The sequence below is a fragment of the Pseudomonas sp. KCJK9111 genome (genome assembly GCF_046231935.1).
GTDB lineage: Bacteria > Pseudomonadota > Gammaproteobacteria > Pseudomonadales > Pseudomonadaceae > Aquipseudomonas > Aquipseudomonas parafulva_B.
Genome location: NZ_JBJJMO010000001.1, coordinates 138,010 through 163,765, shown reverse-complemented (window position 1 = coordinate 163,765; position 25,756 = coordinate 138,010). Strand labels below are relative to the sequence as shown.

22 protein-coding genes are annotated in these 25,756 nt (G+C 62.6%); 6 read left to right on the top strand and 16 right to left on the bottom strand.

The features are described from left to right. Positions 1 to 25 precede the first annotated feature (25 nt). Positions 26 to 646: a TetR/AcrR family transcriptional regulator gene (locus tag ACK59L_RS00850; protein WP_078478331.1), complete on the top strand. Its 621-nt coding sequence runs from the start codon at positions 26 to 28 to the stop codon at positions 644 to 646. A gap of 298 nt (positions 647 to 944) precedes the next feature. Here the strand turns inward: ACK59L_RS00850 and preA are convergent, their stop codons facing one another. The 3 genes from preA to hydA form a co-directional block, all read right to left on the bottom strand. Further along, positions 945 to 2,219: an NAD-dependent dihydropyrimidine dehydrogenase subunit PreA gene (preA, locus tag ACK59L_RS00845; RefSeq protein WP_058606159.1), complete on the bottom strand. Its 1,275-nt coding sequence runs from the start codon at positions 2,217 to 2,219 to the stop codon at positions 945 to 947. Then, complete coding sequence (locus ACK59L_RS00840; RefSeq protein WP_409271258.1) at positions 2,220 to 3,587, bottom strand: NAD(P)-dependent oxidoreductase; 1,368 nt, start codon at positions 3,585 to 3,587, stop codon at positions 2,220 to 2,222. It abuts the gene before it with no gap. A 139-nt stretch (positions 3,588 to 3,726) separates the two neighbouring features. Further along, complete coding sequence (hydA, locus tag ACK59L_RS00835) at positions 3,727 to 5,166, bottom strand: dihydropyrimidinase (protein WP_100851875.1); 1,440 nt, start codon at positions 5,164 to 5,166, stop codon at positions 3,727 to 3,729. Between the two features lie 337 nt (positions 5,167 to 5,503). Here hydA and ACK59L_RS00830 point away from each other — a divergent pair, with 337 nt between their 5' ends. Next, positions 5,504 to 6,994, top strand: a complete 1,491-nt coding sequence (locus ACK59L_RS00830; RefSeq protein WP_409271256.1) for an NCS1 family nucleobase:cation symporter-1 — start codon at positions 5,504 to 5,506, stop codon at positions 6,992 to 6,994. Positions 6,995 to 7,071: 77 nt separating this feature from the next. Next, complete coding sequence (locus ACK59L_RS00825; protein ID WP_409271254.1) at positions 7,072 to 8,355, top strand: Zn-dependent hydrolase; 1,284 nt, start codon at positions 7,072 to 7,074, stop codon at positions 8,353 to 8,355. 52 nt (positions 8,356 to 8,407) lie between these two features. Here ACK59L_RS00825 and ACK59L_RS00820 read toward each other — a convergent pair whose 3' ends face one another. Beyond that, the gene (locus ACK59L_RS00820) at positions 8,408 to 9,367 is read right to left on the bottom strand and encodes an MBL fold metallo-hydrolase (RefSeq protein WP_409271252.1); all 960 of its coding nucleotides are present in this window, start codon (positions 9,365 to 9,367) and stop codon (positions 8,408 to 8,410) included. A gap of 30 nt (positions 9,368 to 9,397) precedes the next feature. Further along, complete coding sequence (locus ACK59L_RS00815; RefSeq protein WP_058603477.1) at positions 9,398 to 9,958, bottom strand: lipocalin family protein; 561 nt, start codon at positions 9,956 to 9,958, stop codon at positions 9,398 to 9,400. Positions 9,959 to 10,138: 180 nt separating this feature from the next. Here ACK59L_RS00815 and ACK59L_RS00810 point away from each other — a divergent pair, with 180 nt between their 5' ends. Both ACK59L_RS00810 and nudC read left to right on the top strand, forming a co-directional pair. Then, on the top strand, positions 10,139 to 10,951 hold the full coding sequence (locus ACK59L_RS00810; protein ID WP_409271250.1) for a crotonase/enoyl-CoA hydratase family protein: 813 nt from the start codon (positions 10,139 to 10,141) through the stop codon (positions 10,949 to 10,951). A 35-nt stretch (positions 10,952 to 10,986) separates the two neighbouring features. Further along, a complete protein-coding gene (gene nudC, locus ACK59L_RS00805) occupies positions 10,987 to 11,820 on the top strand; it encodes an NAD(+) diphosphatase (protein ID WP_409271248.1) in 834 nt (277 codons plus the stop codon). A 66-nt stretch (positions 11,821 to 11,886) separates the two neighbouring features. On the opposite strand, the gene ACK59L_RS00800 is transcribed toward nudC, so the two are convergent. From ACK59L_RS00800 to cspD, 11 genes are all read right to left on the bottom strand, one after another. Next, entirely contained in the window at positions 11,887 to 12,666 is a 780-nt protein-coding gene (locus ACK59L_RS00800) for a TSUP family transporter (RefSeq protein WP_058603474.1), read from the bottom strand. A gap of 133 nt (positions 12,667 to 12,799) precedes the next feature. Further along, positions 12,800 to 14,173 carry a glutamine synthetase family protein gene (locus tag ACK59L_RS00795; protein ID WP_409271245.1) on the bottom strand — a complete coding sequence of 458 codons (1,374 nt, stop codon included), beginning with the start codon at positions 14,171 to 14,173 and terminating at the stop codon, positions 12,800 to 12,802. Between the two features lie 81 nt (positions 14,174 to 14,254). Further along, on the bottom strand, positions 14,255 to 16,225 hold the full coding sequence (locus ACK59L_RS00790) for a DNA topoisomerase III (protein WP_409271243.1): 1,971 nt from the start codon (positions 16,223 to 16,225) through the stop codon (positions 14,255 to 14,257). Positions 16,226 to 16,524: 299 nt separating this feature from the next. Continuing rightward, positions 16,525 to 16,959 carry a GNAT family N-acetyltransferase gene (locus tag ACK59L_RS00785; RefSeq protein WP_058603472.1) on the bottom strand — a complete coding sequence of 145 codons (435 nt, stop codon included), beginning with the start codon at positions 16,957 to 16,959 and terminating at the stop codon, positions 16,525 to 16,527. Then, positions 16,952 to 18,118 carry a cupin domain-containing protein gene (locus ACK59L_RS00780; protein ID WP_058603471.1) on the bottom strand — a complete coding sequence of 389 codons (1,167 nt, stop codon included), beginning with the start codon at positions 18,116 to 18,118 and terminating at the stop codon, positions 16,952 to 16,954. The genes ACK59L_RS00785 and ACK59L_RS00780 overlap by 8 nt, the downstream gene beginning before the upstream one ends. 81 nt (positions 18,119 to 18,199) lie before the next feature. Then, positions 18,200 to 19,570: an adenylosuccinate lyase gene (gene purB / locus ACK59L_RS00775; protein ID WP_409271240.1), complete on the bottom strand. Its 1,371-nt coding sequence runs from the start codon at positions 19,568 to 19,570 to the stop codon at positions 18,200 to 18,202. 273 nt (positions 19,571 to 19,843) lie between these two features. Then, positions 19,844 to 20,470 (bottom strand): high frequency lysogenization protein HflD, encoded by a 627-nt coding sequence (gene hflD, locus ACK59L_RS00770; protein ID WP_027916192.1) that lies wholly within the window; start codon positions 20,468 to 20,470, stop codon positions 19,844 to 19,846. Further along, positions 20,467 to 21,591: a tRNA 2-thiouridine(34) synthase MnmA gene (gene mnmA / locus ACK59L_RS00765; RefSeq protein ID WP_058603469.1), complete on the bottom strand. Its 1,125-nt coding sequence runs from the start codon at positions 21,589 to 21,591 to the stop codon at positions 20,467 to 20,469. The genes hflD and mnmA overlap by 4 nt, the downstream gene beginning before the upstream one ends. A gap of 58 nt (positions 21,592 to 21,649) precedes the next feature. Further along, a complete protein-coding gene (locus ACK59L_RS00760; RefSeq protein WP_409271237.1) occupies positions 21,650 to 22,090 on the bottom strand; it encodes an NUDIX hydrolase in 441 nt (146 codons plus the stop codon). Between the two features lie 95 nt (positions 22,091 to 22,185). Continuing rightward, on the bottom strand, positions 22,186 to 24,411 hold the full coding sequence (locus ACK59L_RS00755; protein WP_409271235.1) for an NADP-dependent isocitrate dehydrogenase: 2,226 nt from the start codon (positions 24,409 to 24,411) through the stop codon (positions 22,186 to 22,188). Positions 24,412 to 24,873: 462 nt separating this feature from the next. Continuing rightward, a complete protein-coding gene (gene cspD / locus ACK59L_RS00750; protein WP_409271233.1) occupies positions 24,874 to 25,134 on the bottom strand; it encodes a cold shock domain-containing protein CspD in 261 nt (86 codons plus the stop codon). A 230-nt stretch (positions 25,135 to 25,364) separates the two neighbouring features. On the opposite strand from cspD, the gene clpS reads away from it, so the two are divergent. Next, complete coding sequence (gene clpS / locus ACK59L_RS00745) at positions 25,365 to 25,727, top strand: ATP-dependent Clp protease adapter ClpS (protein ID WP_023534830.1); 363 nt, start codon at positions 25,365 to 25,367, stop codon at positions 25,725 to 25,727. Positions 25,728 to 25,756: the final 29 nt, after the last annotated feature.

Below are 25,756 nucleotides of genomic sequence, written 5' to 3'. Positions count from 1 at the left end.
ACATCCCGTTCACGGTCAGCGCTTGATGGCCAACCACAAGATTGAAATCCGTCGTCGCAACATCGAGAAGATTCTGCAGGCCGCCGAGCGTGTGTTCGCCGAAAAGGGCTTCGCTGCCACGTCCATGGGCGACATCGCCGAGCAGGCGCAGCTGCCGCGCTCGAACCTTCATTACTATTTCAAGACCAAGGACGACCTGTTTCGTGCGGTATTGCAGGACTTGCTTGAAGTCTGGAAACAAGATGCCCTGAGTTTCGAGCACTTCGATGACCCCCGCGTCGTGTTGACCAGCTACATACGCGCGAAGATGGCACACTCCCGTTCACGGCCGCTGGGCTCGAAAATCTGGGCCGAGGAGATGCTGCACGGTGCGCCGGTGCTCAGGGCCAACCTGGATGAAAGCCTGGTGCCCTGGGCCAGACTCAAGGAAGCCAAGATCCGCCGCTGGGTGGAGCAGGGGCGCATTCTGCCAGTGCAGCCGTCGGCGCTGCTGTACATGATCTGGGCATCGACCCAGCATTATGCCGACTTCGGGTACCAGGTGGCATTGCTCAACGACGGCGAGCCGTTGTCCGACCGGGATTTTGAAAGCGCCGTGCAGACGGTGACCAGCGTAATCCTGAGGGGCATTGGGTTGGAGCCTTGAGCGAACTACCATGCGGGGATGAAATGGTGGGGCCGCTGCGCGGCCCATCGCGGCACTAGGCCGCTCATACACTGGATTCGATAGCCTTCAGATCTGATAGAAGCGGATGCCTTCTCGAATTTTGTAAATCGAACGTTGCGCTGCAGCTACCCCTTGTAGGAGCGGCCCTTGTGCCGCGATGGGCCGCGCAGCGGCCCCACGATTTCAGCCCTGAATCCCAATCATCAAGGCCCATGTGCGCCCCACCGCGACGGATCCGGCACCTGGCAAAACGGCGCCTGCATTCACACGCCCACCCTCAGCCAGCCTCCCGATAGGGGTTACGCGGGTCCTGCGTCCAGTTCAGGTACGGCTTGCCAGTATCCTGCGCAACCATCTCGATACAGTCTTCCACGGGGCAGGTGATCTGGCACAGGTTGCAGCCCACGCATTCTTCCTCGATCACGCTATAGGCATGGGTCCCGTCGGCCTTCACCGTGCTGGCGATGGCCTGGTGCGAGGTGTCCTCGCAGGCGATATGGCACCGGCCGCAACCAATGCAAGCATGCTGATCGATGTGCGCGATGGACTTGTAGTTGATGTCCAGGTACTTCCAGTCGGTGGTGTGGCCGACCGCCTGGCCTCGGAAGTCCTCAAGACGGGCATGCCCATGCTGATCCATCCAACGTGCCAGGCCGTCCTTCATGTCCTCGACGATGCGAAAGCCATGCAGCATGGCGGCCGTACAGACTTGCACCGCGCCGCTGCCCAGAGCCACGAACTCGGCAGCGTCACGCCAATTGCCAATACCGCCGATCCCGCAGATCGGCAAGCCCTGGGTGGCGGGGTCGCGGGCGATTTCCGCGACCATGTTCAGCGCGATGGGTTTGACGGCCGAGCCGCAGTAACCCCCGTGCGTGCTCTGGTCGCCGACAATCGGGTGGGCCACCATGCGGTCCAGGTCCACGCTGGTGATGGAGTTGATGGTGTTGATCAGCGACACCGCATCGGCGCCACCCCGGTGCGCGGCTCGGGCCGACTGGCGAATGTCGGTGATGTTGGGGGTAAGCTTGACGATCACCGGCAGCGAGCAGTAGGTCTTGCACCAGCGCGTGACCATCTCCACATACTCAGGCACCTGGCCCACCGCCGCCCCCATGCCACGCTCGGGCATCCCATGGGGGCAGCCGAAGTTCAGCTCGATGCCATCGGCCCCGGTGGCCTCGACCAGCGGCAGGATGAATTTCCACGATGCCTCCTCGCACGGCACCATCAGCGACACGATCAGTGCCCGGTCCGGCCAATCCTTCTTGACCTGGGTGATCTCCCGCAAGTTGATCTCCAATGACCGATCGGTGATCAACTCGATGTTGTTGATGCCCTGAACCAGGCGGTTGGCGCCAAAGTGCGCCGAATAACGCGACGAGACGTTCACCGCTGCAGGGTCTTCCCCCAGGGTTTTCCAGACCACGCCACCCCAGCCCGCTTCGAAGGCGCGTACCACGTTATAGGCCTTGTCGGTGGGCGGGGCGGAGGCCAGCCAGAAGGGATTCGGGGCGCGAATGCCGGCGAAGACGATAGACAAGTCAGCCATTTACGCGGCCTCCACATTGAGCATGAGTTGGGCATGGATGGCCTGGGCCGCCACCTTGCCATGTTGTACGGCCTGCACGGTGAGGTCCTGGCCCAGGGCGGTGCAGTCACCGCCGGCATACACGCCCGGTAAGCTGGTCTGCATGCACTCATCGACGCGGATGCGCTCCCCATCGCGGGCCAGTTGCGCGGCGACCGGGTCAGCCAGGCTTTGGTCTTCCAAGCACTGCCCGATGGCCTTGAAGATCGCGTCGGCAGCCAGTTCGAAGGTTTCCCCGGTATCACCCAGGCGACCGTCCACCATCGCCGTGCGCGCGAAGCGCATGCCGCGCACGTTGCCATCGTCGCTCAGCAGTACGGCGTCGGGGCGCGCCCAGGTGTGCAGGCGCACCTGGTTGGCCTTGGCGATGGCTTGCTCGTGGCCCGTGGCGCCCATGTCGGGCGCCCCACGGCGATACACCAGGTTGACATCGCGTGCCCCCAGGCGGCTCATCTGCACGGCCATGTCGATCGCCGTGTTGCCGGCGCCGATCACCAGGCAGCGGTCGGCCAAAGGCAAGCGGCTGAGGTCATCCGCCTGGCGCAGCTCGCGGATGTAGTCGGTGGCAGCCAGCAGGCCCGGCGCCTGCTCATCGGGCAGGCCCAGTTGCCGCACGGCACTGAGCCCAAGGCCGAGAAACACAGCATCGTACTGGTCCCGCAAGTCACCGAGCCTCAGGTTGCTGCCCAGGCGCTGGTTGTAGCGGATCTCGATACCACCGATGCCCAGCAAAAACGCCACTTCACGCTGGGCGAAGTCATCCACCAGCTTGTAGCGGGCAATGCCGTACTCGTTCAGACCACCCGGTTTTTCACTGGCTTCGAACATGACTACATCGTGCCCGTGCATGGCCAGGCGATGTGCGCAGGACAAGCCCGCCGGGCCTGCGCCGACCACGGCGATACGCTTGCCGGTCGCCACAGAGCGCTGGAAGGGATGCCCGCTGAACTGAGCGTTGTCCAGGGCATAGCGCTGCAACTGACCAATCAGCACCGGCGCGCATTCCTGCGCGTTGTTGCGCACGCAGGCCTGTTCGCAAAGGATTTCGGTCGGGCAGACACGGGCGCAACTGCCACCCAGGATGTTGGCCGACAGAATCCGTTCGGCAGCACCTTCCAGGTTTTCATCACTGATGCGGTGGATGAAGGACGGAATGTCGATGTCGCTGGGGCAGGCGTTGATGCACGGGGCATCGTAGCAGTACAGACAGCGCGCGCTCTCCACGGCGGCCTGGCGCGCAGTCAGTGGTGGAACCAGGTCGCTGAAATGCTCGGCCAGCTGGTCGCTACCGGCCCTAGGGCGCGGCAAATGGTTCAGTGCGTCGATCACGGTGGTAGCCTCTCTTTCTTGTCGTGGGCTTGAAAGGGTGGAGCGCAGGCGGCCCCGCTCACCGGCACGCCGTGCCCCAGGCACGGGTTGGCCTGACGAGTCGGTCTTGCAATGAAAGCCGGTCGATCAGTGTCAGCGGCTAGCGGGGCACGGGGATGGGCCGATGGTGGTCGGCCCGACGCTCGAGCAGTTCGTACACCGACGGGTAGGCCGGGCGTTCGACATACCGTCCGGCACCGACTTCGGCGCGCAAGTCACCGTCGGCCCACACCACCTTGCCCTGGCTGATGGTGTGGCTGGGCACGCCGCGCACGGTGCGGCCTTCGAAGATGTTGAAGTCCACCTGCTGGTGATGGGTCTTGGCCGACAAAGTGCGCGTGCCCTGTGGATCCCACAGCACCAGGTCGGCGTCGGCGCCGACACGAATGGCGCCTTTGCGTGGGAACAGGTTGAAGATCTTCGCCGTGTTGGTGGACGTGACGGCGACGAATTCGTGCATCGACAGGCGACCTGTGTTCACACCGGCATCCCACAACACCGCCATGCGGTCCTCGATACCGGCCGTACCATTGGGAATGCGGCTGAAGTTGTCGCGTCCCATGGCCTTCTGCTCGGCGCAGAAACAGCAATGGTCGGTGGCGGTGGTGTGCAGGTTGCCTGACTGCAGGCCGCGCCACAGCGCCTCTTGGTGTTCACGCGGTCGGAAGGGCGGGCTCATCACATAGCCTGCTGCCGTGGCCCAGTCCGGGTCGCGGTAGACGCTGTCGTCCAGCAGCAGGTGGCCAGGCAAGACCTCGCCGTAGACCGGCTGCCCCTTGCCGCGAGCGTAGGCAATCTCATCCAGCGCCTCGCGGCTGGAGACATGCACCAGGTACAACGGCGTACCGAGGGTTTCTGCGATACGGATGGCGCGGCTGGCCGCTTCGCCCTCGACCTGGGGCGGACGTGACAACGGATGCGCCTCGGGCCCTGTCATGCCCTGGGCCAGCAACTTGCGTTGAAGGTGATCCACCAGCTCGCCGTTCTCGGCGTGCACCGTGGGCACGGCGCCCAGTTGCAGGCAGCGCTCGAAGCTGGCGACCAGGGTGTCGTCAGCGGCCATGATCGCGTTCTTGTAGGCCATGAAGTGTTTGAAACTGTTCACCCCATGGTGGGCAACCAGCTCACCCATTTCCTCGGCTACCTGGTCGCTCCACCAGGTGATGGCCACGTGAAAGCCGTAATCGCTGGCGCTCTTCTCTGCCCATCCGCGCCAGGTGTGAAACGCCTCCATCAACGACTGCTGGGGATTGGGGATCACGAAATCGATGATGGAGGTGGTACCGCCTGCTAGCCCGGCGGCGGTGCCGCTGAAAAAGTCTTCGCTGGCCACGGTGCCCATGAAAGGCAGCTGCATGTGGGTATGCGGGTCGATCCCGCCGGGCATCAGGTACTGGCCGCTGCCATCGAGCACCTTGCAACCGGCCGGTGGGTCGAGGTCTTGGCCGATGGCCTGAATCAGGCCGTTTGCACACAGGACATCGGCGCTGAAGCTTTCTTCGTGGGTGACCACGGTGGCGCCACGGATCAACAGGGACATGCCGTTTTCCTCGCAGGCTGACCGGTCTGTGCCGGTTCTTGGAATTGTGGAGGCCAGGGTGGCAGAGAGATCCTGTCATCGCTGACAAGATTCGAGGCTAGATGCAGATTCTGGATTCAGCAAGAAATAAATCACACGGAATTTGTGGTTTTTAACCTGCTGATTAATAAGGAAATAAAACTGAGGGTGGCTCTAGCACAGGCGTTTCGGATCATGCTGACGAACTTGACAAGATCCAAATTTGGTCGAAATTTCTATCCACATTCTGCGTGTGTACTCCGGCCATCGACTCGCCCCGATGAGCGAACAATTACAACAACATTCTGGAGAAGGCCCCATGCAACAGAGCAGATCGCACGTGGTTGATCGCAACGGCCTGGTAGAGCTGTGCGAAGGCGCCGACGTGCTCGACAGCCCGCGCTACAACCCCGACATCGCTCCCACCAAAGTGCATCAGCGCACCTGGAACAGGTGGCACATCACCGCCCTGTGGGTAGGCATGTCCATCTGCGTGCCTACCTACACCCTGGGCGGGGTTCTCACGGCATATTTCGGCCTGAGCGTAGGTGAAGCGCTGCTGGCCATCTTGCTGGCCAACCTCATTGTGCTGATTCCACTGACGCTCAATGCCTTTCCTGGCACCAAGTACGGCATACCCTTCCCGGTGCTGCTGCGTGCATCCTTCGGCATCTTGGGTTCCAACGTGCCTTGCCTGGTGCGAGCGGTGGTCGCCTGCGGCTGGTTCGGGATCCAGACGCTGTTCGGTGGGCTGGCGATTCATCTGTTCCTGGGCTCGGTATTCGAGGGCTGGAAGGCCCTGGGCGGCACCGGCGAGGTGATCGGTTTCATGATCTTCTGGTGCCTGAACCTATGGGTGGTGCTGCGCGGCGCCGAATCGATCAAGTGGCTGGAAACCTTGTCCGCACCTTTGCTGGTATCGGTGGGTATCGGGCTGCTGGTGTGGGCGCTGCCGCACATGTCCATGACCGAGCTGCTGGCCCAGCCACCGAAGCGTCCGCAAGGGGCCAGCGTGGTGGGTTACTTCTGCGCAGGGCTCACTGCCATGGTGGGCTTCTGGGCCACCCTGTCGCTGAACATCCCGGACTTCAGTCGTTATGCCCGTAGCCAGAAGGACCAGATTCTGGGGCAAATATTCGGCCTGCCCCTGACCATGTTCCTGTTCGCCTCGCTGGGTGTGGTGTTGACGGCGGCCTCGGCCTCGCTGGTGGGCGAGACCGTTTCCGACCCGGTGACGCTGATCGGCAAGATTCAGAGCCCCTTCTGGGTAGCGCTGGCCATGGCCCTGATCGTAATCGCTACCTTGTCCACCAACACAGCGGCCAACATCGTCTCGCCCACCAACGATTTCCAGAACATTGCGCCGCGCTTGATCGGCCGCAGCCGGGCGGTGTGGCTGACCGGGTTCATCGGGCTGGCGCTGATGGGCCACGAGCTGCTCAAGAAGCTGGGCTGGATCGTTTCCGACATCAGCCTTGAAAGCGTCTATTCCAACTGGTTGCTGGGGTATTCCAGCCTGCTGGGTCCCATTGCCGGGATCATGGTGGTGGATTATTTCCTGGTCCGGCGTCAGCACCTGGACCTGGCCGGGCTGTACCGCGATGACGTCTATCCTGCGTGGCACTGGCCCGGCTTTGCGGCCTTTGCGTTGCCCGTGGCGCTCACAGTAATGGCCATTGGCAACAGTCACTTCAGTTGGTTCTACGACTATGGCTGGTTCACCGGCTCGCTGCTTGGCGCTGGCTTGTATTACGTCTTCGCCGCCATGGCCGCCCGCAGCCCGGCGCGCATGGCCAAGCCTTTGCCTTGAGTAACCTGCTCGTCGCAGTGCGGGCAGGCCCGCGCCGTGGCTTACACATCTGACAAGAAAAGCCTGAGGAGAAACCTATGACCCGCGCTCAAGACGTTCTTCAATCGACTGCCCGGCATGTCGATAGCGCACGCCTGTGGCAATCGCTCATGGACCTGGCGCGCCTGGGGGCCACCCCCAAGGGTGGCGTGTGTCGCCTGGCCTTGACCGATCTGGATCGACAGGCCCGCGACCTGTTCGTGCAGTGGTGCGAGGCGGCAGGGTGCACGGTGACGGTCGACGGGGTGGGTAATCTGTTTGCCCGCCGGCCAGGGCGCAACGCAGCGCTGCCGCCGGTGATGACGGGCAGCCACATCGACACCCAGCCCACCGGTGGCAAGTTCGATGGCTGCTATGGGGTCATGGCCGGGCTGGAGGTCATCCGCACCCTCAACGACCTGGGCGTTGAAACCGAAGCACCACTGGAAGTGGTGGTATGGACCAACGAGGAAGGCTCGCGCTTTGCGCCGTGCATGATGGGCTCGGGGGTCTTTGCCGGCAAGTTCAGTCTCGAGCAGACGCTGGCAAAACGCGATGCCCAAGGGATCAGCGTGGGCGAAGCGTTGAATGACATCGGCTACGCCGGGAGCCGGGCGGTGACGGGCCACCCGGTGGGGGCGTATTTCGAAGCCCACATCGAACAAGGCCCGATCCTGGAAGACCAGGCCAAGACCATCGGCGTGGTGCTCGGCGCCCTGGGCCAGAAATGGTTCGACCTGACCTTGCGTGGGGTGGAGGCCCATGCCGGGCCAACGCCCATGCACCTGCGCAAGGATGCCCTGGTCGGCGCCGCTGCCGTGGTCGAAGCGGTCAACCGCGCCGCCCTGGGCCACCAGCCGCACGCCTGCGGTACGGTGGGCTGCCTGCAAGCCTATCCTGGCTCGCGCAATGTGATTCCAGGCGAAGTGCGCATGACCCTGGATTTGCGTCACCTCGAGGGGGACCGGCTAGAGGGAATGATTGCCGAGGTCCGCAGCGTGATCGAACAGACCTGCGAGCGGCATGGGCTAACGTATGAGCTGGTGCCCACCGCAGATTTTCCGGCCTTGTATTTCGACAACGGCTGCGTGGGTGCGGTACGTGAATCGGCCCAGGCACTGGGTTTGCCGCACATGGATATCGTCAGCGGGGCAGGGCACGACGCGATCTTCCTGGCTGAACTCGGGCCCGCTGGCATGATCTTCGTGCCGTGCGAAAACGGCATCAGCCATAACGAAATCGAGAACGCTACGCCAGAGGATCTGGCGGCGGGGTGTGCCGTGCTGCTGCGCGCTATGTTGGCGGCGTCCGAGGCGGTGGCCAAGGGGCGAATGGCGGCTTAGCTGCGGGGCTGTTCACGCTGTTGTGGACGCCGTGGGCGCTATGGCGGGCCGATTAATCAACAGCCGACAGCACACCCTCACGCCCCAAATGATACCGCTGAAGGTCCGCGGCCAATGTGAGGTTGCCGGCATAATGCAGGGCAGCCTCCTGCCTGATGTCATCGATCGAGGGGCTGCGCCGATTGTCAGACTGGTAGCGCGCACTGAAGTGCGTCAGCACCAGGTTACGCACTCCGGCCGCTTCGGCAAACCGAGCCACTGCCGCCGCAGTACTGTGGCCGTACGTCACGCCGGATCGCTCCACCGCAGGTTGCGTAAAGGTCGCTTCATGCACCAGCACATCGGCACCTGCCGCTGCCTTGGCCAGCAGTTCGGGCGTGTCGTTGTCGCCGCAGATCATGATGCGGCGGGCAGCTCGACCAGGCTGAAGGTAGTGCGCCGCTTGCAGCTCACGACCTTGGTGATTCACTGCCAGGCCTTTCGCCAGCGCCCCCCACAGCGGCCCACGAGGCACGCCTTCGGCGTCAAGGCGCCTGCTGTCCAGCCGTGGCTCGGGGCAGCGCTCCTCGAAGAGGTAGCCCACGCTAGGCACGCGGTGCGACAAAGTGACGGTGCTCACCGTTACGGCCGCGTTGTGCCAGCCACTGAACGCTTCGACGGGCAACAGCCGCAGATCGAAGGACAGATGACTGTCGGTAACCGCCAAACTGACGCGCACCCAATCGTGCAAGGCCCGGGGCAACACCACATCCAGCGGTTGGCGCCGCCCGTTCATGCTTGCACTGGCCAGCAGGCCGGGCAAACCCAGGCAGTGGTCGCCATGTACATGGGTGATGAAAATGCCGCCCAGGTCATGGGTCGACAGCGGTGTGTGCAGCAGACGATGCTGAGTGCCCTCACCGCAATCGATCAAGTACCAGCGTTTACCCGTCGCCTCCAGCAGCGCCGTTGCGCTCACGTTGCGGGCTTTGGTCGGGGCACCGGCGCTGGTGCCCAGAAACAGCAGGTCCATGTCTACTCCTTGTCATGCGCCATCAAAGTCTTATTCGACGCCTGTGCTGTCAGCCTGGCGCCAGACCAGTTTGCTGGTGTCATAGCCTTGCTCGCGGGCAATGTCCAGCAATTGGTCACGGGTCTTGTCCGGAATGGCCGGGGTGCGGGACAGCAGCCACAGGTACTCGCGGTTAGGATGGCCGACCAGCGCTACGCGGTAGTCCTTGTCGTGATAGAGCACCCAGTACTCACCCTTGGTCAGGTCAGGCGCCAGACGGCTGAACCAGTTGTCGAAGCGTACCCAGAGCTTGTCGGTGCTGCCCGGCTGCTGAGCTTCGGCGATACCCTTGGCCTCGTTCCACTGGCCGTCTTTCTCCCTGCAGCGGTTGGTCACATCGATTCGGCCATCGGTGCGCAGGGCGTAGTGGGCTTCTGATTGCACACAGTTGCGCTGGAAGAACATCGGCAACCTTGCCAGCTCGTACCAGGTGCCCTGGTAGCGTTGCAGGTCCACCTGCTGCGTGCGCGGTGGGGCAGGGTGATCATTGCCGGCGCAGCCAACCAGGGCAAGGGCCATGCAGGAAAGCATCAATGCCTTGCGTATCGCCATTGTGTTTCTCCTGAGAGTGAGTGCTTACACAGATTCGATGCCTGCCTTGAGCAAAAGTTGTACGCGCGTTGCCAGGCCTCCACCGTCCGCCCGTTCCGGCAGTCCCGCTTTTGGCAGACGCACGGCAACCGGGCTGCGCTACCATCGCTGTCATTGCCAGAGCCCACAGGAGTGTCGCCCGTGACCCAGTACAGCGCGTTCAAGGTCGAGCTGAACGAGAACATTGCCCACGTTCAGATCAACCGCCCGGAAAAACTCAACGCCATGAATGCCGCGTTCTGGGAGGAAATCATCGAGATCTTCCAGTGGGTGGATGACACCGACGCGGTCCGGGCCGTGGTCATCAGCGGCGCTGGCAAACATTTCTCGGCCGGTATCGACCTGGCCATGCTGGCCTCGGTCGCGGGGCAGATGGGCAAGGACCCTTCGCGCAACGCCCGGACGTTGCGCAAGACCATCCTGAGCCTGCAAGCCTCGTTCAACGCCGTCGACCGCTGCCGTAAGCCCGTGCTGGCGGCGGTGCAGGGCTACTGCATCGGCGGGGCCATCGACCTGCTGTCAGCCTGCGACATGCGCTATTGCAGCCGTGACGTCCAGTTCTCCATCAAGGAAATCGACATGGGCATGGCCGCGGACGTCGGCACACTGCAGCGTTTGCCACGCATCATCAACGACGGCATCATGCGGGAACTGGCCTACACGGGACGCACCGTCGAAGCCGAAGAGGCGCTGCGCATCGGCCTGGTGAACCGGGTCTACGATGACCAGGCCACCTTGCTTGAAGGTGTGTTCGCCATTGCCCGGGACATCGCAGCCAAATCACCGATCGCCGTGGCGGGTACCAAGCACATGCTCAGCTACATGCGTGATCACCGCATCGACGACGGCCTGGAGTACATCGCCACCTGGAATGCGGCGATGTTGCAGTCCGAAGACATGCGCCTGGCCATGGCTGCACACATGAACAAACACAAACCGTCGTTCGCCGACTGACAGAGTCGACGGGCGCACCTCACAGGAATGCCCTTATGTCAGCACGCTGGACGACCGCAGTACTCGACCCGCAAACGCCCGCCGGACTGGCGGTGGCCCACAGCCCGGAGGGTTTTCTGGTTGGGGAAGAGGGCGCGTTGTTCCAGCGCGACTGGCTCAAGCGCCAGGGGCTGGATGTGCTGTGCGAGCATGGCATCGGCCACTTCGACGGCCAGCCGGTGTTTCTACTTGAGCTCGCCAAGGCCGCCCACATAGCCGGTTGCAGCTGGCGCGGCCTGCGCACGTTCATGCTCGAAGGGGATGCCGAGACCTACACGGTCCTGGGTTATGCCGCGCAGATCGGCACTTGGGCGCGCGAACATCGGTTCTGCGGCAGTTGCGGTCAGCCCATGTCGCAAATTCGCTGGGAGCGCGCCATGCACTGCAGCGCGTGCGACCTGCGCAGCTACCCGCGCATCTCGCCCAGCATGATCGTGTTGATTACACGGGGCGACGAGGTCCTGTTGGCACGCTCGCCGCGTTTCGTGGCAGGTGTGTACAGCACCCTGGCAGGCTTCGCCGAACCCGGCGAGTCGGCCGAAGACTGCCTGGTGCGCGAGGTGCGCGAAGAGGTGGCGCTGGAGGTCAAGAACATCCAGTACGTGGGTAGCCAGTGCTGGCCCTTCCCACACTCGATGATGCTGGGCTTTCATGCCGAATACGCCAGTGGCGACATCGTCATGCAGCCGGATGAAATCGAGGACGCCCGCTGGTTCAATGTGCACGACCTGCCGCCGCTGCCGGCGGGACGGTCGATTGCCCGTTACCTGATCGACCTGTACGTAGCCCGCCGACTGGGCCATGCCGAACCAGCTTTCCCGGGACAGTGACCGATTAGGCCCGCTCCAGAGGGCGCGGCTCCTAACCCGTTATGCGTGCAGTCCCTGGCTGGCGTATCACGCCTGGCCAAACCAGTGCTGCCAGGCCAGGCGCACGGTTAGGGCCAGCACCACGGTGATGAACACAGGGCGGATGAACTTGCTGCCGCCGCTGATTGCCGTTCTGGCGCCGAAGAAGGCGCCGACCATGACCGACAGGCCCATGCACAGGCCGACGATGTAGTCCACCTGCCCGGAAATCACGAACACCGTCAGGGCTGCGATGTTGCTGACGAAGTTCATGCTGCGGGCCACGCCACTGGCGCGAACCAGGTCGATGGGATAGAGCAGCAGGGTACTGACCGTCCAGAACGCACCTGTACCCGGCCCAGCCACGCCGTCATAGAAACCCAGGGTCAGGCCTTGCGGCAGCTGCCACTTCTTGCGAATCGGGGCATCGGCGTCCAGTGGCGCCTTTGGCGTGCCGCCGAACAACAGGTACAGGCCGCAGGCGAACACGATCACCGGCAGCATCTTGTTCAACCATTCGGCGGGCATGTAGTGCGCAACGACCGCCCCTAGCAGGGCCCCGGCCAAGGTGCCGAACAGGGCACGACGCCACTGCACCGGGTGAAAGAGCTTGCGCCTGTAGTACGTCAGGCCGGCCGTGGCCGAGCCGAACGTCGAGCTGAGCTTGTTGGTGCCCAGTACCAGGTGAGGCGGCATGCCGGCTGTCAGCAGTGCGGGCGTGGTCAGCAGGCCGCCGCCGCCAGCGATGGCATCGATGAAACCGGCGACGAAAGCGACCACTGCCAGGATGAGCAGGGTCAAGGGTTCTACGGTAAGTTCGAAAGGCATGGGAATCTGGCAGGCAATGTGACGGTATGCGACAAAACGCCGCGCGATAAGCGGGACATGTTAATACCCCTACCGTGCAAGTGCCAACGCGGGTGTTGATCGAGGTGCCCGCGCCAGCACGATACGGTCGTGATCACAGAAACCAGCGGTACTCGCGAGCACTGATCTCATGCATGAACGCCAAGTGGTCCTGGCGCTTGTTTTCGCAGTACACCTTAACGAATTCGGCCCCCAAGCCTTCGATCACCGCAGGCGCGTGCTGCATGGCCGTCACTGCGCTGAGCATGTCCTTGGGAAAGTCGATGCCGCTGGTGCGGTCGTCGTTCAACGGTGCGATGGGTTCCTGCGCGGCGTCAAGGCCCTGTTCCAGGCCGCACAGGATGGCGGCCAGCACCAGGTAGGGGTTGGCATCGGCGCCGGCCAGACGATGTTCGATGCGCAAGTTGCGGGCATCGGATTCGGGGATGCGAATACAGGCATCGCGGTCTTCGTACCCCCAGCTGGCCCGGTTGGCGGCGTTGACCATGGCGCCGTAACGGCGAAATGCATTGTGGTTGGCGGCGAAGATTGGCATGCAATAGGGCAGCAGAGACAGGCATCCGGCTACTGCATGGCGCAGCGGACGCTGACCATCGGCGGCCAGCAGGTTGTTGCCTCCCTCGTCATACAGGCTGACATGCACATGCATGCCACTGCCGGGCGCATGCAGGTAGGGTTTGCTCATGAACGAGGCGCGGTGGCCGTGCTTGCGTGCTACACCGCGCGTACTACGGCTGAACAACGCCGCCCAGTCCGCCGCTTGCAGCCCGTCGGTGCAGTGTCCGAAATTGATTTCGAACTGGCCTGGCCCCAGCTCGGCGGTGATGACGTTGGCATCCACGCCCTGCACGTTGGCTGTGGCAACCATGTCATGCAGTACGTCTGCGAAGCGGCTCAAGCGCTCGATGTGCAAGTTGGGCTGGTCGTCCTCATCGGCGCTCAGCGGGTCGCGAGGAAACTGCGGCAGGCCCGCTTTGAGCGCGCGGTCGAACAGATAGAACTCCAGCTCGAACGCCACGACCGGATGAATCCCGCGGCGTGCCAGGCGTTGCAGAACACGCGCCAGCACCTCACGAGGCTCGAACGCGATGGGCGCTGGCGTTGCGTCGCTGCTGATCAGCATCTGCCCCAAGGGCTGCGCTTCCCATGTAACGGGCTTCAATGTGCCGGGCACCAGCCGGCGCAGGGCGTCAGGGTCGCCGTCGTTGAAGCAGTAGTCGCCGATCTGGAACAGGCCACCCTGGGTGCCGAGCAGCACCGCGTTCTGGGGCAGTTTGAGCGGGCTACCGGCGGCCACCTTCTCAAGCATGTCGATCGGGTAGCGCTTGCCATAGAAATGGCCTGGGATGTCGAGGCTGATCAGGTCGACATGGCGCACGTCGGGATACCGGGCACGAAAGGTGCGAACTTCAGCGAGTACATTCGGGAAGCTCGTTTGCGCAGGCGTGCGTTCCGAGTCCAGGCTCATGGGCAACTCCACAGTGAAACAGGTCCAGGGAAATCTAGCAGATGCCGCCCAATCCGCCCGCTATGGCCTGCACCCACAGGTTCATGTGGGCTTCTTCCTCGGTTGCCTGCTTTTACTTGCGCCACTTTTGGCGCCTGCTGCCTTGCCTGACGTTGATCGGGCCTTACCACTGCTTCTGCGCTTTTTCTTCCAGGGCGGGGCAGCGCCCGCCGCCGGCCCAGTAATGGTCATGCGCAGACCGCGGCAACGTTCTACCAGCTTGCCCATCCAGGCCGATTGCCGGGCCACGAATTCTTCCAGGCTCATGTCGCCGCTTTGCACCATGTCCAGTGCCTGCTCCCAGATGGCAGTGGTGCCGGGGTCGGCGATGGCGCGGGGTACGGCGTCGATCAGGCTGAAAGCGGCAGGCGTTGCTGCCAGCGCCTTGCCATTTTTGACCAGGTAACCTCGGTCCAGCAGGCCCTGGATGATGCTGGCACGGGTGGCCTCGGTACCGATCCCAGTGGTTTCCTTGAGCTTCTGCTTAAGCCGAGGGTCGTCCACCAGCTTGGCCACGTTCTTCATGGCCTTGATCAGGTCGCCTTCGGTGAAGGGCTTGGGTGGTTGGGTCCACAGGTCTTTGAGCTGGACATCCTGGACCGCGCAGGCTTGGCCTTCGCGCAACGTTGGAAGTACCTGGGGCGGGGCGGCTTCGCGGCCCTTGGCTGGCGTCAAGGCTTCTGGCAGGGCGCGACGCCAGCCTGGCTCGACGATCTGCTTACCCACGGCGCGCAAGGCGTGGCCTGCGCAGTCGAAGTCTGCCTGGGTGCGGTCGTATTCATGGTGGGGTAGAAACTGTGCCAGGTAACGCGCACGGATCAGGGTGTACACCGACTTGTGCTTGGCTGGCAGGCGCCCTGGGTCGCTGGCGGCGACCGTCGGTATGATGCCGTGGTGGGCACTGACCTTGGTATCGTTCCAGGCACGTGAACGGCGCTGGGGCTCAAGATGAGGTTGCAAGGGGGCCAGGCTGGCATCGGCCCGCTGCAGCGCCGCCAGAATGGCCGGCGCTTCCCCGTGCTGGCTCAGCGGCAGGTAACCGCAGTCGCTGCGCGGGTAGGTGATCAGCTTGTGGGTCTCGTAGAGCGCCTGGGCGATATCCAGGGTTTCCTGAGCGCCCAGGCCGAACTTTTTCGAGCACAGCTCTTGCAGGGTACCGAGGTCAAAGGGCAGGGGTGCGGCTTCGCGTACACGTTCCGTTGTAATTTTAACGGCCTGGGCAACACCGGCCTGCTCGATGGCGGCAGCTGCTTGCTGCGCCAATGCCTGGTTCAGGCAGCGACCCTGGTCGTCGCAGGCATCCTCCGGCGCCCGCCACTGGGCCATGAACGCCTGGTTGGCTTGGCTTAGACGGACATCGATGGCCCAGAAGGGCACGGGTACGAACTGTGCGATGCTGCGGTCTCGGTCCACTACCAGGCGCAGGGTCGGCGTTTGCACGCGACCCACCGGGAGTACGCCCTGGTAGCCGGACTGACGCCCCAGCAGAGTGAACAGCCGGCTCATGTTCATCCCGATCAGCCAGTCGGCACGTGAACGGCCCAGCGCCGAGTGGTAAAGGTTGAAGGTTTCCTGCCCCGGCAGCAGGCGGGCCAGCGCCTTGCGAATCGACGCATCATCGAGCGCGGACAACCAGAGGCGTTGTACCGGGCCACGGTAGCGACAGTGTTCGACCAACTCACGGGCAATCATTTCGCCTTCGCGGTCGGCATCGGTTGCGATGACCAACTCGCGGGCTTCGCCCAACAAACGCTTGACCGCCTTGTACTGGCTGGCGGTCTTGGGCTTGACCAGCATCTTCCACTGTTGCGGGATGATCGGCAGGTCGGCCAGGGTCCAGCGCTTGTAGCGCTCGTCATAGCTGTCGGGTGGGGCCGTTTCCAGCAGATGGCCAATGCACCAGGTCACGCACACGTCGGTGCCTTGCCAACAGCCATCGCCTTTGCGATTGGCGCCGAGCACTTTGGCGATGTCTTTTGCCTGGGAGGGTTTTTCACACAGAAACAGCCGCATGGCCACTGACGCTTCATCGATGGATATGAGCGCTAGGATGCGGGTGCGCAACGAAGTAGGCAAGTTTTATGTGGATGGATGTACAGTGCAAGGCGTATCCGGATGTGCCGGCCGATAAGAGCCGGCACAGGATTGGCGCGATATCAGCGTGATTCAATACGGCTACCGGTCAGCCTGCGGCCGGCAAGCAGCTTCTGACTGGGACACGTGCGCACGTGAGCTCGAGCCGCTCCCGTATGGACAAGAGCGGCAATCACCCCAGCACGCCGTGGTTCAGAGGCACGCAGGCCTGGCACGTTTCACGAAGGCAAGTGCGACTCGCGCACCATGTCTACGTGAGGGATGCCGGCTTCGAGAAACTCCTCGCTGACCACTTTGAAGCCCAGCCGCTCATAGAACGGTGTGGCGTGCACCTGCGCGCTCAGCCGTTGCGGCTTGAGGTCACGGCCTTGCGCTTCGGTGATGACGGCATTGACCAGCGCGTCGCCCACTTTCAAGCCGCGCCAATCCTTGAGCACCGAGATTCGGCCGATGGTGCCATCGGCGAGCAAGCGCGCGGTGCCGATCGGGTAGTCGCCCTCCAGAGCCAGGAAATGCAAGGCATCCTGGTCTTCGGAGTCGAACTCCAGTTCGACCGGTATGTGCTGCTCGGCGACGAACACCGCCTCACGGATGCGGCGAATGTCGGCGTTGTCCTTGACCCAATCGGCCAGGCGCACCCGAATCTTATTCATCGGCGAAACCCAGGCTGCCTTGCTTGACCAACTGCTGGATCAGCATCACTGCATCTTCATCCTGCAACCACTGGCCGAGGTTCTCGATATGCAGGGCGTCGGCAGCACATACCAGCTTGAGCAGGTCGCGCAGCTTTCCAGGCAGCGGGCAGCTACGTCCGCTGGCGAACAGCAACAGGTCGCTCTCGAACTCGGACCAGGCCATGCGGGCGCTCGGGTTGCGAATCAGGATGGCGCCCTGCTGCAAGGCGTTGAGCAGCTCCTGCTCGGACAATTCTTCGCCAACGATCTGCTCCGGATAACGCGGCTCGGTCATGAACTGGCCAAACCAGGTCAACAGCAAATCCTTGTCACCCATGTGCTTGTCCAGCAGGGCCTTGAGGCGGTCCAGGGCATCATGCTGGATCTGGTGAGGGTCGCTGACCGGCTGTGCATCGGCGTCGCTGTAGCGCTCTTCGTCCGGCAGGAACTGGCCGAGGAAGTCGGTGAAGTGGGTGAGCACCTCGGCGGCGCTCGGTGCGCGGAAACCGACCGAGTAGGTCAGGCAATCGTCCACGGCAACCCCGTAGTGAGCCAGGCGCGGCGGCAGGTACAGCATGTCGCCAGGCTCCAGGGTCCACTCGCCGCTTTGCTCGAAATCGGCCAGGATGCGCAGGTCGCTGTGTTCGAGCAGGGCGCTGTCACTGTCGCACATCTGCCCGATCTTCCAGTTGCGCTGCCCATGGCCTTGCAGCAGGAACACGTCGTAGTTGTCGAAGTGCGGACCAACGCTGCCGCCGGGGGCTGCGAAGCTGATCATGACGTCGTCGATGCGCCAGCTGGGCAGGAAGCGGAAGTTCTCCAGCAGCTCTGCAACTTCCGGCACGAACTGGTCTACGGCTTGTACCAGTAGCGTCCAGTCCTGCTCTGGCAGCTCGGCAAACGTATCCTCGTTGAACGGGCCGCGGCGCATCTCCCACGGGTGCGCGCCGTGCTCGAGCACGATACGGGACTCGACTTCATCCTCCAGCGCCAGGCCAGCCAGCTCGTCCGGATCGATCGGGCTGATGAAATCGGGGAATGCCTGGCGCACCAGCAGCGGCTTTTTCTGCCAGTAGTCGCGCATGAATTCACGGGCCGTAATGCCGCCCAGCAGCTGCAGTGGAGTATCAGGATTCATCTTCAACCTATTGAAAAAACGTAATTTTCAGATGGGAATAAAAACGCCCGGCCAGGCCGGGCGTTGGGCGCAGAGCGCGCGTTAGACGCGTTTTGCCTGCGCTGCCGCGTTACCGATGTAGGTAGCGGGGGTGAGTTGCTTGAGTTCGGCCTTGGCTTCGGCGGGCATGTCCAGCCCATCGATGAAGCTGAGCAGGGCGTCTGGCGTGATGCCTTTACCGCGGGTCAGCTCCTTGAGCTTCTCGTAGGGGTTCTCGATGTTGAAGCGACGCATGACGGTTTGGATCGGCTCGGCCAGCACTTCCCAGCAGGCATCCAGGTCGGCCGCGATGCGGGCATGGTTCACTTCGAGCTTGCCGATGCCTTTGAGGCTGGCTTCATACGCGATGACGCTATGGGCAAAGCCCACGCCCAGGTTGCGCAGCACGGTGGAGTCGGTCAGGTCACGTTGCCAGCGCGAGACAGGCAGCTTGCTGGCAAGGTGCTGGAACAGGGCGTTGGCGATGCCCAGGTTGCCTTCGGAGTTTTCGAAGTCGATGGGGTTGACCTTGTGCGGCATGGTTGAAGAGCCGATTTCGCCGGCAACGGTCTTCTGCTTGAAGTAGCCCAGCGAAATGTAGCCCCACACGTCCCGATCGAAATCGATGAGGATGGTGTTGAAGCGCGCGATGGCGTCGAACAGCTCGGCGATGTAGTCGTGCGGCTCGATCTGGGTGGTGTAGGGGTTGAACTGCAAGCCCAGCTCGTCTTCGATGAAGGCGCGGGCGTTCTGCTCCCAGTCGATCTGTGAGTAGGCCGACAGGTGGGCGTTGTAGTTGCCCACAGCGCCGTTGATCTTGCCCAGCAGCGGCACGGCAGCGACCTGGGCGATCTGGCGTTCCAGGCGGTACACGACGTTGGCCAGCTCCTTGCCGAGGGTAGTCGGGGAGGCAGGCTGGCCATGGGTGCGCGAGAGCATCGGCACGTCGGCGTGGGCATGGGCCAGGGCGCGAATGGCGTCGGCGATCTGGCGCATCAGCGGCAACAGCACCTCGTCACGGCCGGCGCGCAGCATCAGGGCGTGGGACAGGTTGTTGATGTCCTCGCTGGTGCAGGCGAAGTGGATGAATTCGCTGACCTTGGCCAGCTCAGGCAGCTGGGCGGCCTGCTCCTTGAGGAGGTATTCGATCGCCTTGACGTCGTGGTTGGTGGTGCGCTCGATTTCCTTGACTCGCTCGGCGTGCTCGAGCTTGAAATCGGTGGCCAGGTTGTCCAGCAGCGCGTTGGCTTCGGCGGAGAACGCCGGCACTTCGCTGATCTGCGAGTGGGCGGCCAGGCGCTGCAACCAGCGCACTTCGACCAGGGCGCGGAAACGGATCAGGCCGAATTCGCTGAAGATGGGGCGCAAGGCCTGGGTTTTGCCGGCGTAACGGCCGTCTACAGGGGAAACCGCAGTGAGCGAAGAAAGCTGCATGGGGTGTTCTCGGACAGTCAGGCTTTTGGAGGGCGCATATCATACATGAAAAATGCGCTGGAGTCGGGGGGCTGACCAAAGGTTGCTTGAATCTGCTCGGTTTGCTGGGCGGGCGCTGCACCGATTCGGTAGCGGGGACGCCGGCATAAACTCATCGCGATCAGCGCGCGCTGGGGCTGCTGTGCAGCCCATCGGGGCACAAGGCCCCCCTACAAGGCGTGTGGTCAGCCAGGAGCGTTTGCGTCTGCGCATCAGAGCGTTTGCGCGCCGGCTTCAGGGCGCTGTGCGCATCATGTCGTAAAGCTCGTTGAGCAATTTGCGCCGGCTGAACACCAATTGCCAGCGATGCCCGCCCAGCTGACGCCATAGCCGTGCAGCGCGGATACCGGCCAGGAGCAACGCACGGATCTTGGAGGCGTTGTTGGGCTGTTGCAGGAAGCGCATGTCGCCGTGCACCTGGATGCGCTGACGCAAGGTGCTCAAGGTGTCCTGGTACAGCGCGCCGCTCGACGCGATGACGTTCTCGTGCACCAGGCCGAAGTGATCGGCCTGGGACTGGATCTGCGGCAGGCGGTTGCCGATGGTCTCGAGCAGGTCGCCGCGCTTGTTCAACTGCCGCTCCAGGCCCAGCATTGACAAGGCATAACGCAAAGGCTCGCGCTGCAGGCTGCTGGGGTCGCGCTCCAGCGCCCCGACCAGTGCGCGGTAACCGTCGCGCAAGTTAAGGTCGTCGCCACCGAATACCTCCAGCGTATCCTTGGGGTCGCGCACCAGCAGGCTGCCCAGCATGCAGCCGATATCGGCTTCGCTGGCCTGCCCGGTGCGGGCGATGCGGTCCACCAGCACGGCTGCCTGGAACACGCCACCCAGCGCGATCAACTGTTCCTGCACGCGGTTCACGAGCGTGGGCTCCAAGGCTCGGCTGCTTCGATCACGCCGCCGCCCAGGCAAACCTCGCCGTCATAGAACACCACCGACTGGCCAGGCGTGACGGCGCGCTGCGGCTCATCGAACACGGCCCGATAACCAGTGGCCGTGCGGTGAAGGGTGCACTGCTGGTCGTGTTGTCGGTAGCGAACCTTGGCAGTGAGCTGGCGTGGGCTATCGAGGTCGACCGGGTTCACCCAGAAGATTTCGGAAGCCAGCAGGGCGCGGGAGAACAACCAAGGGTGTTCATTGCCTTGGCCGACCACGAGCACATTGCGGGTCAGGTCCTTGTGCAGTACATACCAAGGCTCGTCCCCGGCATCCTTCAGACCGCCGATACCCAGGCCCTGGCGCTGGCCAATGGTGTGGTACATGAGGCCATGATGGCGACCGATCACGTCACCGTCGGTGGTTTCGATGTCGCCGGGTTGGGCCGGCAGGTACTGCTTGAGGAAGTCGCTGAAACGACGCTCACCGATGAAGCAGATGCCGGTGGAGTCTTTCTTCTTGGCTGTGGCCAGGCCGTGTTTCTCGGCAATGGCGCGCACCTCGGGTTTTTCCAACTCACCTACCGGGAACAAGGTGCGGGCGATTTCCTTGCCGCCCACGGCATGCAGGAAATAGCTCTGGTCCTTGTTCGGGTCCAGGCCTTTGAGCAGTTGGGTCAGCTCGCCCGTGTCGCGGCGGCGCACATAGTGACCGGTGGCGATCAGGTCGGCGCCCAGGGACAGGGCGTAGTCCAGGAATGCCTTGAACTTGATCTCGCGGTTGCAGAGGATGTCGGGGTTCGGGGTGCGGCCGGCCTTGTATTCCTCAAGGAAGTGCTCGAACACGTTGTCCCAGTACTCGGCCGCGAAATTGGCGGTGTGCAGGGTGATACCGATGCGGTCGCAAACAGCCTGGGCATCTGCCAAGTCTTCACGGGCCGTGCAGTATTCGGTGCCGTCGTCCTCTTCCCAGTTCTTCATGAACAGCCCTTCCACCTGGTAGCCCTGCTCCATGAGCAGAAGGGCGGAGACGGAAGAGTCCACGCCGCCGGACATGCCGACGATGACGCGGGTCTTGGCGGGGTCTTTGAGTGCTGGGCTGGTCATGGTTACCGATGTAGATCAAGAGGAAAAACGCCGATACTACCAAACCCGCAGCGACGCGTCAGTCGCGCAGCAGGTCGAGGCTATGCAGCGGGCCTTGCAGGTAGTCGTCAAGGCAGCGTGGCACCAGTTCACTGCGCCAGCGCGCGGGGTCGGCGAGCAGCTCGTCACGCGTCAGCCACAAGGCGCGCTCGATATCGCTGTCCAGGGGGCTGTCGACCCGATGATGGACCGGGCGGGCGGCAAAGCAGATGCGCTGGTAGGTCACGCCGTTGCTCGGGGCCGTATACAGGTAGATGCCAACCAGTCCGGTCAGCTCTACCTCCCAAGCCGTTTCTTCCAGGGTTTCACGCAGCGCCGCCTGGGCCAGGGTTTCATTGGGTTCCAGGTGACCGGCAGGCTGGTTGAAAACATGTTTCCCGGCCTTGAACTCTTCGACAAACAGAAACCTGCCGTTGTCTTCGACAACGGTGGCGACGGTGATATGGGGGTGCCAGGTCATGCAATGCTCCAGGGTGAGCGAGTTGGCCGTTCTGCGGCCCAGAAAGCACGAACCCCGGTGCGTGGCCGGGGTTCGTGGGTTACGTCAAGCGAGCCTTACAGGGCAGCGATGGCGCTGTTCAGGGTCTGGCTTGGGCGCATGACCTTGGCAGTCAGGTCGGCGTCAGGGGCGTAGTAGCCACCGATGTCCACTGGCTTGCCTTGGACCGCGTTGAGTTCGGCAACGATTTTTTCTTCGTTGTCGCTCAAGGCCTTGGCCAGCGGAGCGAAGCGAGCTTTCAGGGCCGCATCGTCATCCTGGGCTGCCAGTGCTTGTGCCCAGTACAGGGTCAGGTAGAAATGGCTGCCGCGGTTGTCGATGCCGCCGACCTTGCGCGAAGGCGACTTGTTGGTGTCCAGGAACTTGCCGGTCGCCTGATCCAGGGTCTGGGCCAGCACCTTGGCGCGTGGGTTGTCGTAGGTGTTGCCCAGGTGCTCCAGGGATGCGGCCAGGGCCAGGAATTCACCCAGCGAGTCCCAGCGCAGGAAGTTCTCTTCCACCAACTGCTGCACGTGCTTGGGTGCCGAGCCGCCAGCGCCGGTTTCGAACAGACCGCCACCATTCATCAGCGGCACGATCGACAGCATCTTGGCGCTTGTGCCCAGTTCCATGATCGGGAACAGGTCGGTGAGGTAGTCGCGCAGCACGTTGCCGGTCACCGAGATGGTGTCCTTGCCTTCGCGGATGCGAGCCAGGGAGAACTTGATGGCCTCGACCGGGGACATGATGCGGATATCAAGGCCGGACGTATCGTGGTCCTTGAGGTAGGTTTGCACCTTCTCGATCATGGCGCTGTCGTGGGCGCGAGCCGGGTCCAGCCAGAACACGGCCGGGGTATCGCTCAGGCGGGCGCGGTTGACAGCCAGCTTGACCCAATCCTGGATCGGCGCATCCTTGACCTGGCACATGCGGAAGATGTCGCCCGCTTCGACCTGCTGTTCCAGCACCAGGTTGCCCTTGGTGTCGACAACGCGCACGACGCCATCGGTCTTGATCTGGAAAGTCTTGTCGTGGGAGCCGTATTCCTCGGCTTTCTGCGCCATCAGGCCAACGTTCGGTACGCTGCCCATGGTGGTCGGGTCGAAGGCGCCATTGGCCTTGCAGTCTTCGATGGTGGCCTGGTAGATGCCCGCGTAGCAGCGGTCAGGGATGATCGCCTTGGCGTCCTGCAGCTCGCCTGCGCTGTTCCACATCTTGCCCGAATCACGGATCATGGCCGGCATCGAGGCGTCGACGATCACGTCGCTTGGCACGTGCAGGTTGGTGATGCCTTTATCGGAGTTGACCATCGCCAGGGCAGGGCGCTCGGCGTACAGGGCCTGGATATCCGCTTCGATTTCGGCCTGCTTCTCGGCTGGCAGGTCCTTGATGCGGGCGTACAGGTCGCCGATGCCGTTGTTGGCATTGAAGCCTACGTCGGCCAGGGCGGCAGCGTGCTTGGCCAGTACATCGTTATAGAATTCTTCGACGATGACGCCGAACATGATCGGGTCGGAAACCTTCATCATGGTCGCTTTCAGGTGCACCGACAGCAGCACGCCCAATGCCTTGGCGTCGGCGATCTGCTCGGCGACGAAAGCCTTGAGGGCCTTGCGGCTCATGGTGGCGCAGTCGATGATCTCAGCTGCCTTGACGGCGGTTTTTTCTTTCAGAACGGTGGTGGTGCCGTCGGCGCCGACCAGCTCGATGCGCAGGCTGTCGTCAGCCTCGATCAGTGCAGCCTTCTCGCTGCCGTAGAAGTCGCCCTGGCTCATGTGAGCCACGTGCGACTTGGAGTCGGCCGCCCAGGCGCCCATCTTGTGAGGGTGCTTGCGTGCGTAGTTCTTGACCGACAGCGGTGCGCGACGGTCGGAGTTGCCTTCGCGCAGGACCGGGTTCACGGCCGAACCCTTGATGCGGTCGTAGCGGGCGCGCGATTCTTTTTCCTCGGCGGTAGCCGGTTCGTCGGCGTAGTCCGGGATGTTGAAGCCCTTGCCTTGCAGCTCCTTGATCGCAGCCTTGAGCTGCGGGACCGAGGCGCTGATGTTAGGCAACTTGATGATGTTGGCTTCAGGGGTGGTGGCCAGCTGGCCCAGTTCCGCCAGGTGATCGCCTACCTGTTTCTCTGCGCCGAGTTGCTCCGGGAAGGCTGCAAGAATACGGCCTGCCAGGGAGATGTCGCGGGTTTCGACGGCGATGTCAGCGCAAGCGGTGAAGGCTTCGATGATCGGCAGCAGCGAGTAGGTGGCGAGGGCAGGAGCTTCGTCGGTGAAGGTATAGATGATCTTGGAACGGGTGGGCATGCGGGCTAACTCTCTGTGTGCTGAGCGTGCTCGAGTCTCGTGGTGCACCGGGTAGGCGCACCGCCCTGGCAGCGCCATGGGCGGAAAGTCGAGAGGCTGCGAGCTGTGATGGTGGATGCATCAGTCGAGCGTCAAGTGCCGAGCTGCGGTAACAACCCGGGCTTAGTGGCCTGAGATGGCCTGGGACGGTCCGCATTTTCCTAGGGATCGCCCCGGTGACCCTGCGGTCGCGGGGCAGTATATCAAACCAATCAGCCTAATCATCAAGACTGAGTGATATCGGCCCATTTATAAGACCAAAGACGTAGCGACAATGTGACCGGTTGTCGCACGGAACAGCACCACAGCCCGTGCAGGCGCTAAGGGTAGTCTGGATGACGAAGTTGTAACTCCATACGTACAGATACGCCGCACGCTACTGGTCATCGTACGTACGGTACTCCCAGGATGGAAATACGGGCGTCACGCATCCACAGTACTGACTACCGGCGTCGCGTCACGTGACAGCGCCTGCACGGCTTCCTGGGTACGGATGTTGACAGCATGCAGGCCCTTCGGGCCCTGGATGACATCGAACTGAACGGACTGACCGGCCTTGAGTGTCTTGTAGCCATCCATCTGGATCGCGGAATAATGGGCAAAGAGGTCTTCGCTCTTGCCATCCTCGACCACGAATCCATACCCTTTGGCGTTGTTGAACCACTTGACTTTACCGTTTGCCATCCCTATGTCCCTCTGCAAGGACTCCATCACTGGAGTATCATCCACGTCATCCGCATACGAACCTTCGGAAAAAATCGGGTTGGCTGCGCGGATCTTTATTGACCACGGTGTGTTCCTATTGGTTGTAACACCGTTCTGCCGATAGTCAAGGTCATGCAGCGGCCAGGCCGTATCGCTTGCTGCAGGGTCAACCCATAACCTTATCCTGTCGATGTGATGAAATTCTTTCCATGCATGCACACAGCCAGATTCGACTAACATTCAATCAGGATCGCCCTCAATCCAACGAGGACGATGGCGCTGGTCTGGCGGTTCAGGAAGCCAAGCCGATCCTGCAGGCGCCACCTATGTACAAGGTGGTTTTGTTCAACGATGACTACACGCCGATGGATTTCGTCGTCGAAGTGCTCGAAACGTTCTTCAATCTGAACCGTGAGCTGGCGACCAAGATCATGCTGACCGTCCATACCGAGGGGCGGGCAGTGTGCGGATTGTTTACCCGCGACATCGCCGAAACGAAGGCCATGCAGGTCAACCAATACGCCAGGGAAAGCCAGCATCCGCTACTCTGTGAAATCGAGAAGGACGGTTAATCGCCGACCACTTGGGTATGAGGTGAAGC

What these genes read in the sequence shown, in the direction of transcription:
- ACK59L_RS00850 (WP_078478331.1), top strand. Translation starts at nt 26, where the DNA reads ATGGCCAACCACAAGATTGAAATCCGTCGTCGCAACATCGAGAAGATT.
- preA (WP_058606159.1), bottom strand. Translation starts at nt 2,219, where the DNA reads ATGGCTGACTTGTCTATCGTCTTCGCCGGCATTCGCGCCCCGAATCCC.
- hydA (WP_100851875.1), bottom strand. Translation starts at nt 5,166, where the DNA reads ATGTCCCTGTTGATCCGTGGCGCCACCGTGGTCACCCACGAAGAAAGC.
- ACK59L_RS00830 (WP_409271256.1), top strand. Translation starts at nt 5,504, where the DNA reads ATGCAACAGAGCAGATCGCACGTGGTTGATCGCAACGGCCTGGTAGAG.
- ACK59L_RS00825 (WP_409271254.1), top strand. Translation starts at nt 7,072, where the DNA reads ATGACCCGCGCTCAAGACGTTCTTCAATCGACTGCCCGGCATGTCGAT.
- ACK59L_RS00820 (WP_409271252.1), bottom strand. Translation starts at nt 9,367, where the DNA reads ATGGACCTGCTGTTTCTGGGCACCAGCGCCGGTGCCCCGACCAAAGCC.
- ACK59L_RS00815 (WP_058603477.1), bottom strand. Translation starts at nt 9,958, where the DNA reads ATGGCGATACGCAAGGCATTGATGCTTTCCTGCATGGCCCTTGCCCTG.
- nudC (WP_409271248.1), top strand. Translation starts at nt 10,987, where the DNA reads ATGTCAGCACGCTGGACGACCGCAGTACTCGACCCGCAAACGCCCGCC.
- ACK59L_RS00800 (WP_058603474.1), bottom strand. Translation starts at nt 12,666, where the DNA reads ATGCCTTTCGAACTTACCGTAGAACCCTTGACCCTGCTCATCCTGGCA.
- ACK59L_RS00795 (WP_409271245.1), bottom strand. Translation starts at nt 14,173, where the DNA reads ATGAGCCTGGACTCGGAACGCACGCCTGCGCAAACGAGCTTCCCGAAT.
- ACK59L_RS00790 (WP_409271243.1), bottom strand. Translation starts at nt 16,225, where the DNA reads ATGCGGCTGTTTCTGTGTGAAAAACCCTCCCAGGCAAAAGACATCGCC.
- ACK59L_RS00785 (WP_058603472.1), bottom strand. Translation starts at nt 16,959, where the DNA reads ATGAATAAGATTCGGGTGCGCCTGGCCGATTGGGTCAAGGACAACGCC.
- ACK59L_RS00780 (WP_058603471.1), bottom strand. Translation starts at nt 18,118, where the DNA reads ATGAATCCTGATACTCCACTGCAGCTGCTGGGCGGCATTACGGCCCGT.
- purB (WP_409271240.1), bottom strand. Translation starts at nt 19,570, where the DNA reads ATGCAGCTTTCTTCGCTCACTGCGGTTTCCCCTGTAGACGGCCGTTAC.
- mnmA (WP_058603469.1), bottom strand. Translation starts at nt 21,591, where the DNA reads ATGACCAGCCCAGCACTCAAAGACCCCGCCAAGACCCGCGTCATCGTC.
- ACK59L_RS00760 (WP_409271237.1), bottom strand. Translation starts at nt 22,090, where the DNA reads ATGACCTGGCACCCCCATATCACCGTCGCCACCGTTGTCGAAGACAAC.
- ACK59L_RS00755 (WP_409271235.1), bottom strand. Translation starts at nt 24,411, where the DNA reads ATGCCCACCCGTTCCAAGATCATCTATACCTTCACCGACGAAGCTCCT.
- cspD (WP_409271233.1), bottom strand. Translation starts at nt 25,134, where the DNA reads ATGGCAAACGGTAAAGTCAAGTGGTTCAACAACGCCAAAGGGTATGGA.
- clpS (WP_023534830.1), top strand. Translation starts at nt 25,365, where the DNA reads ATGCATGCACACAGCCAGATTCGACTAACATTCAATCAGGATCGCCCT.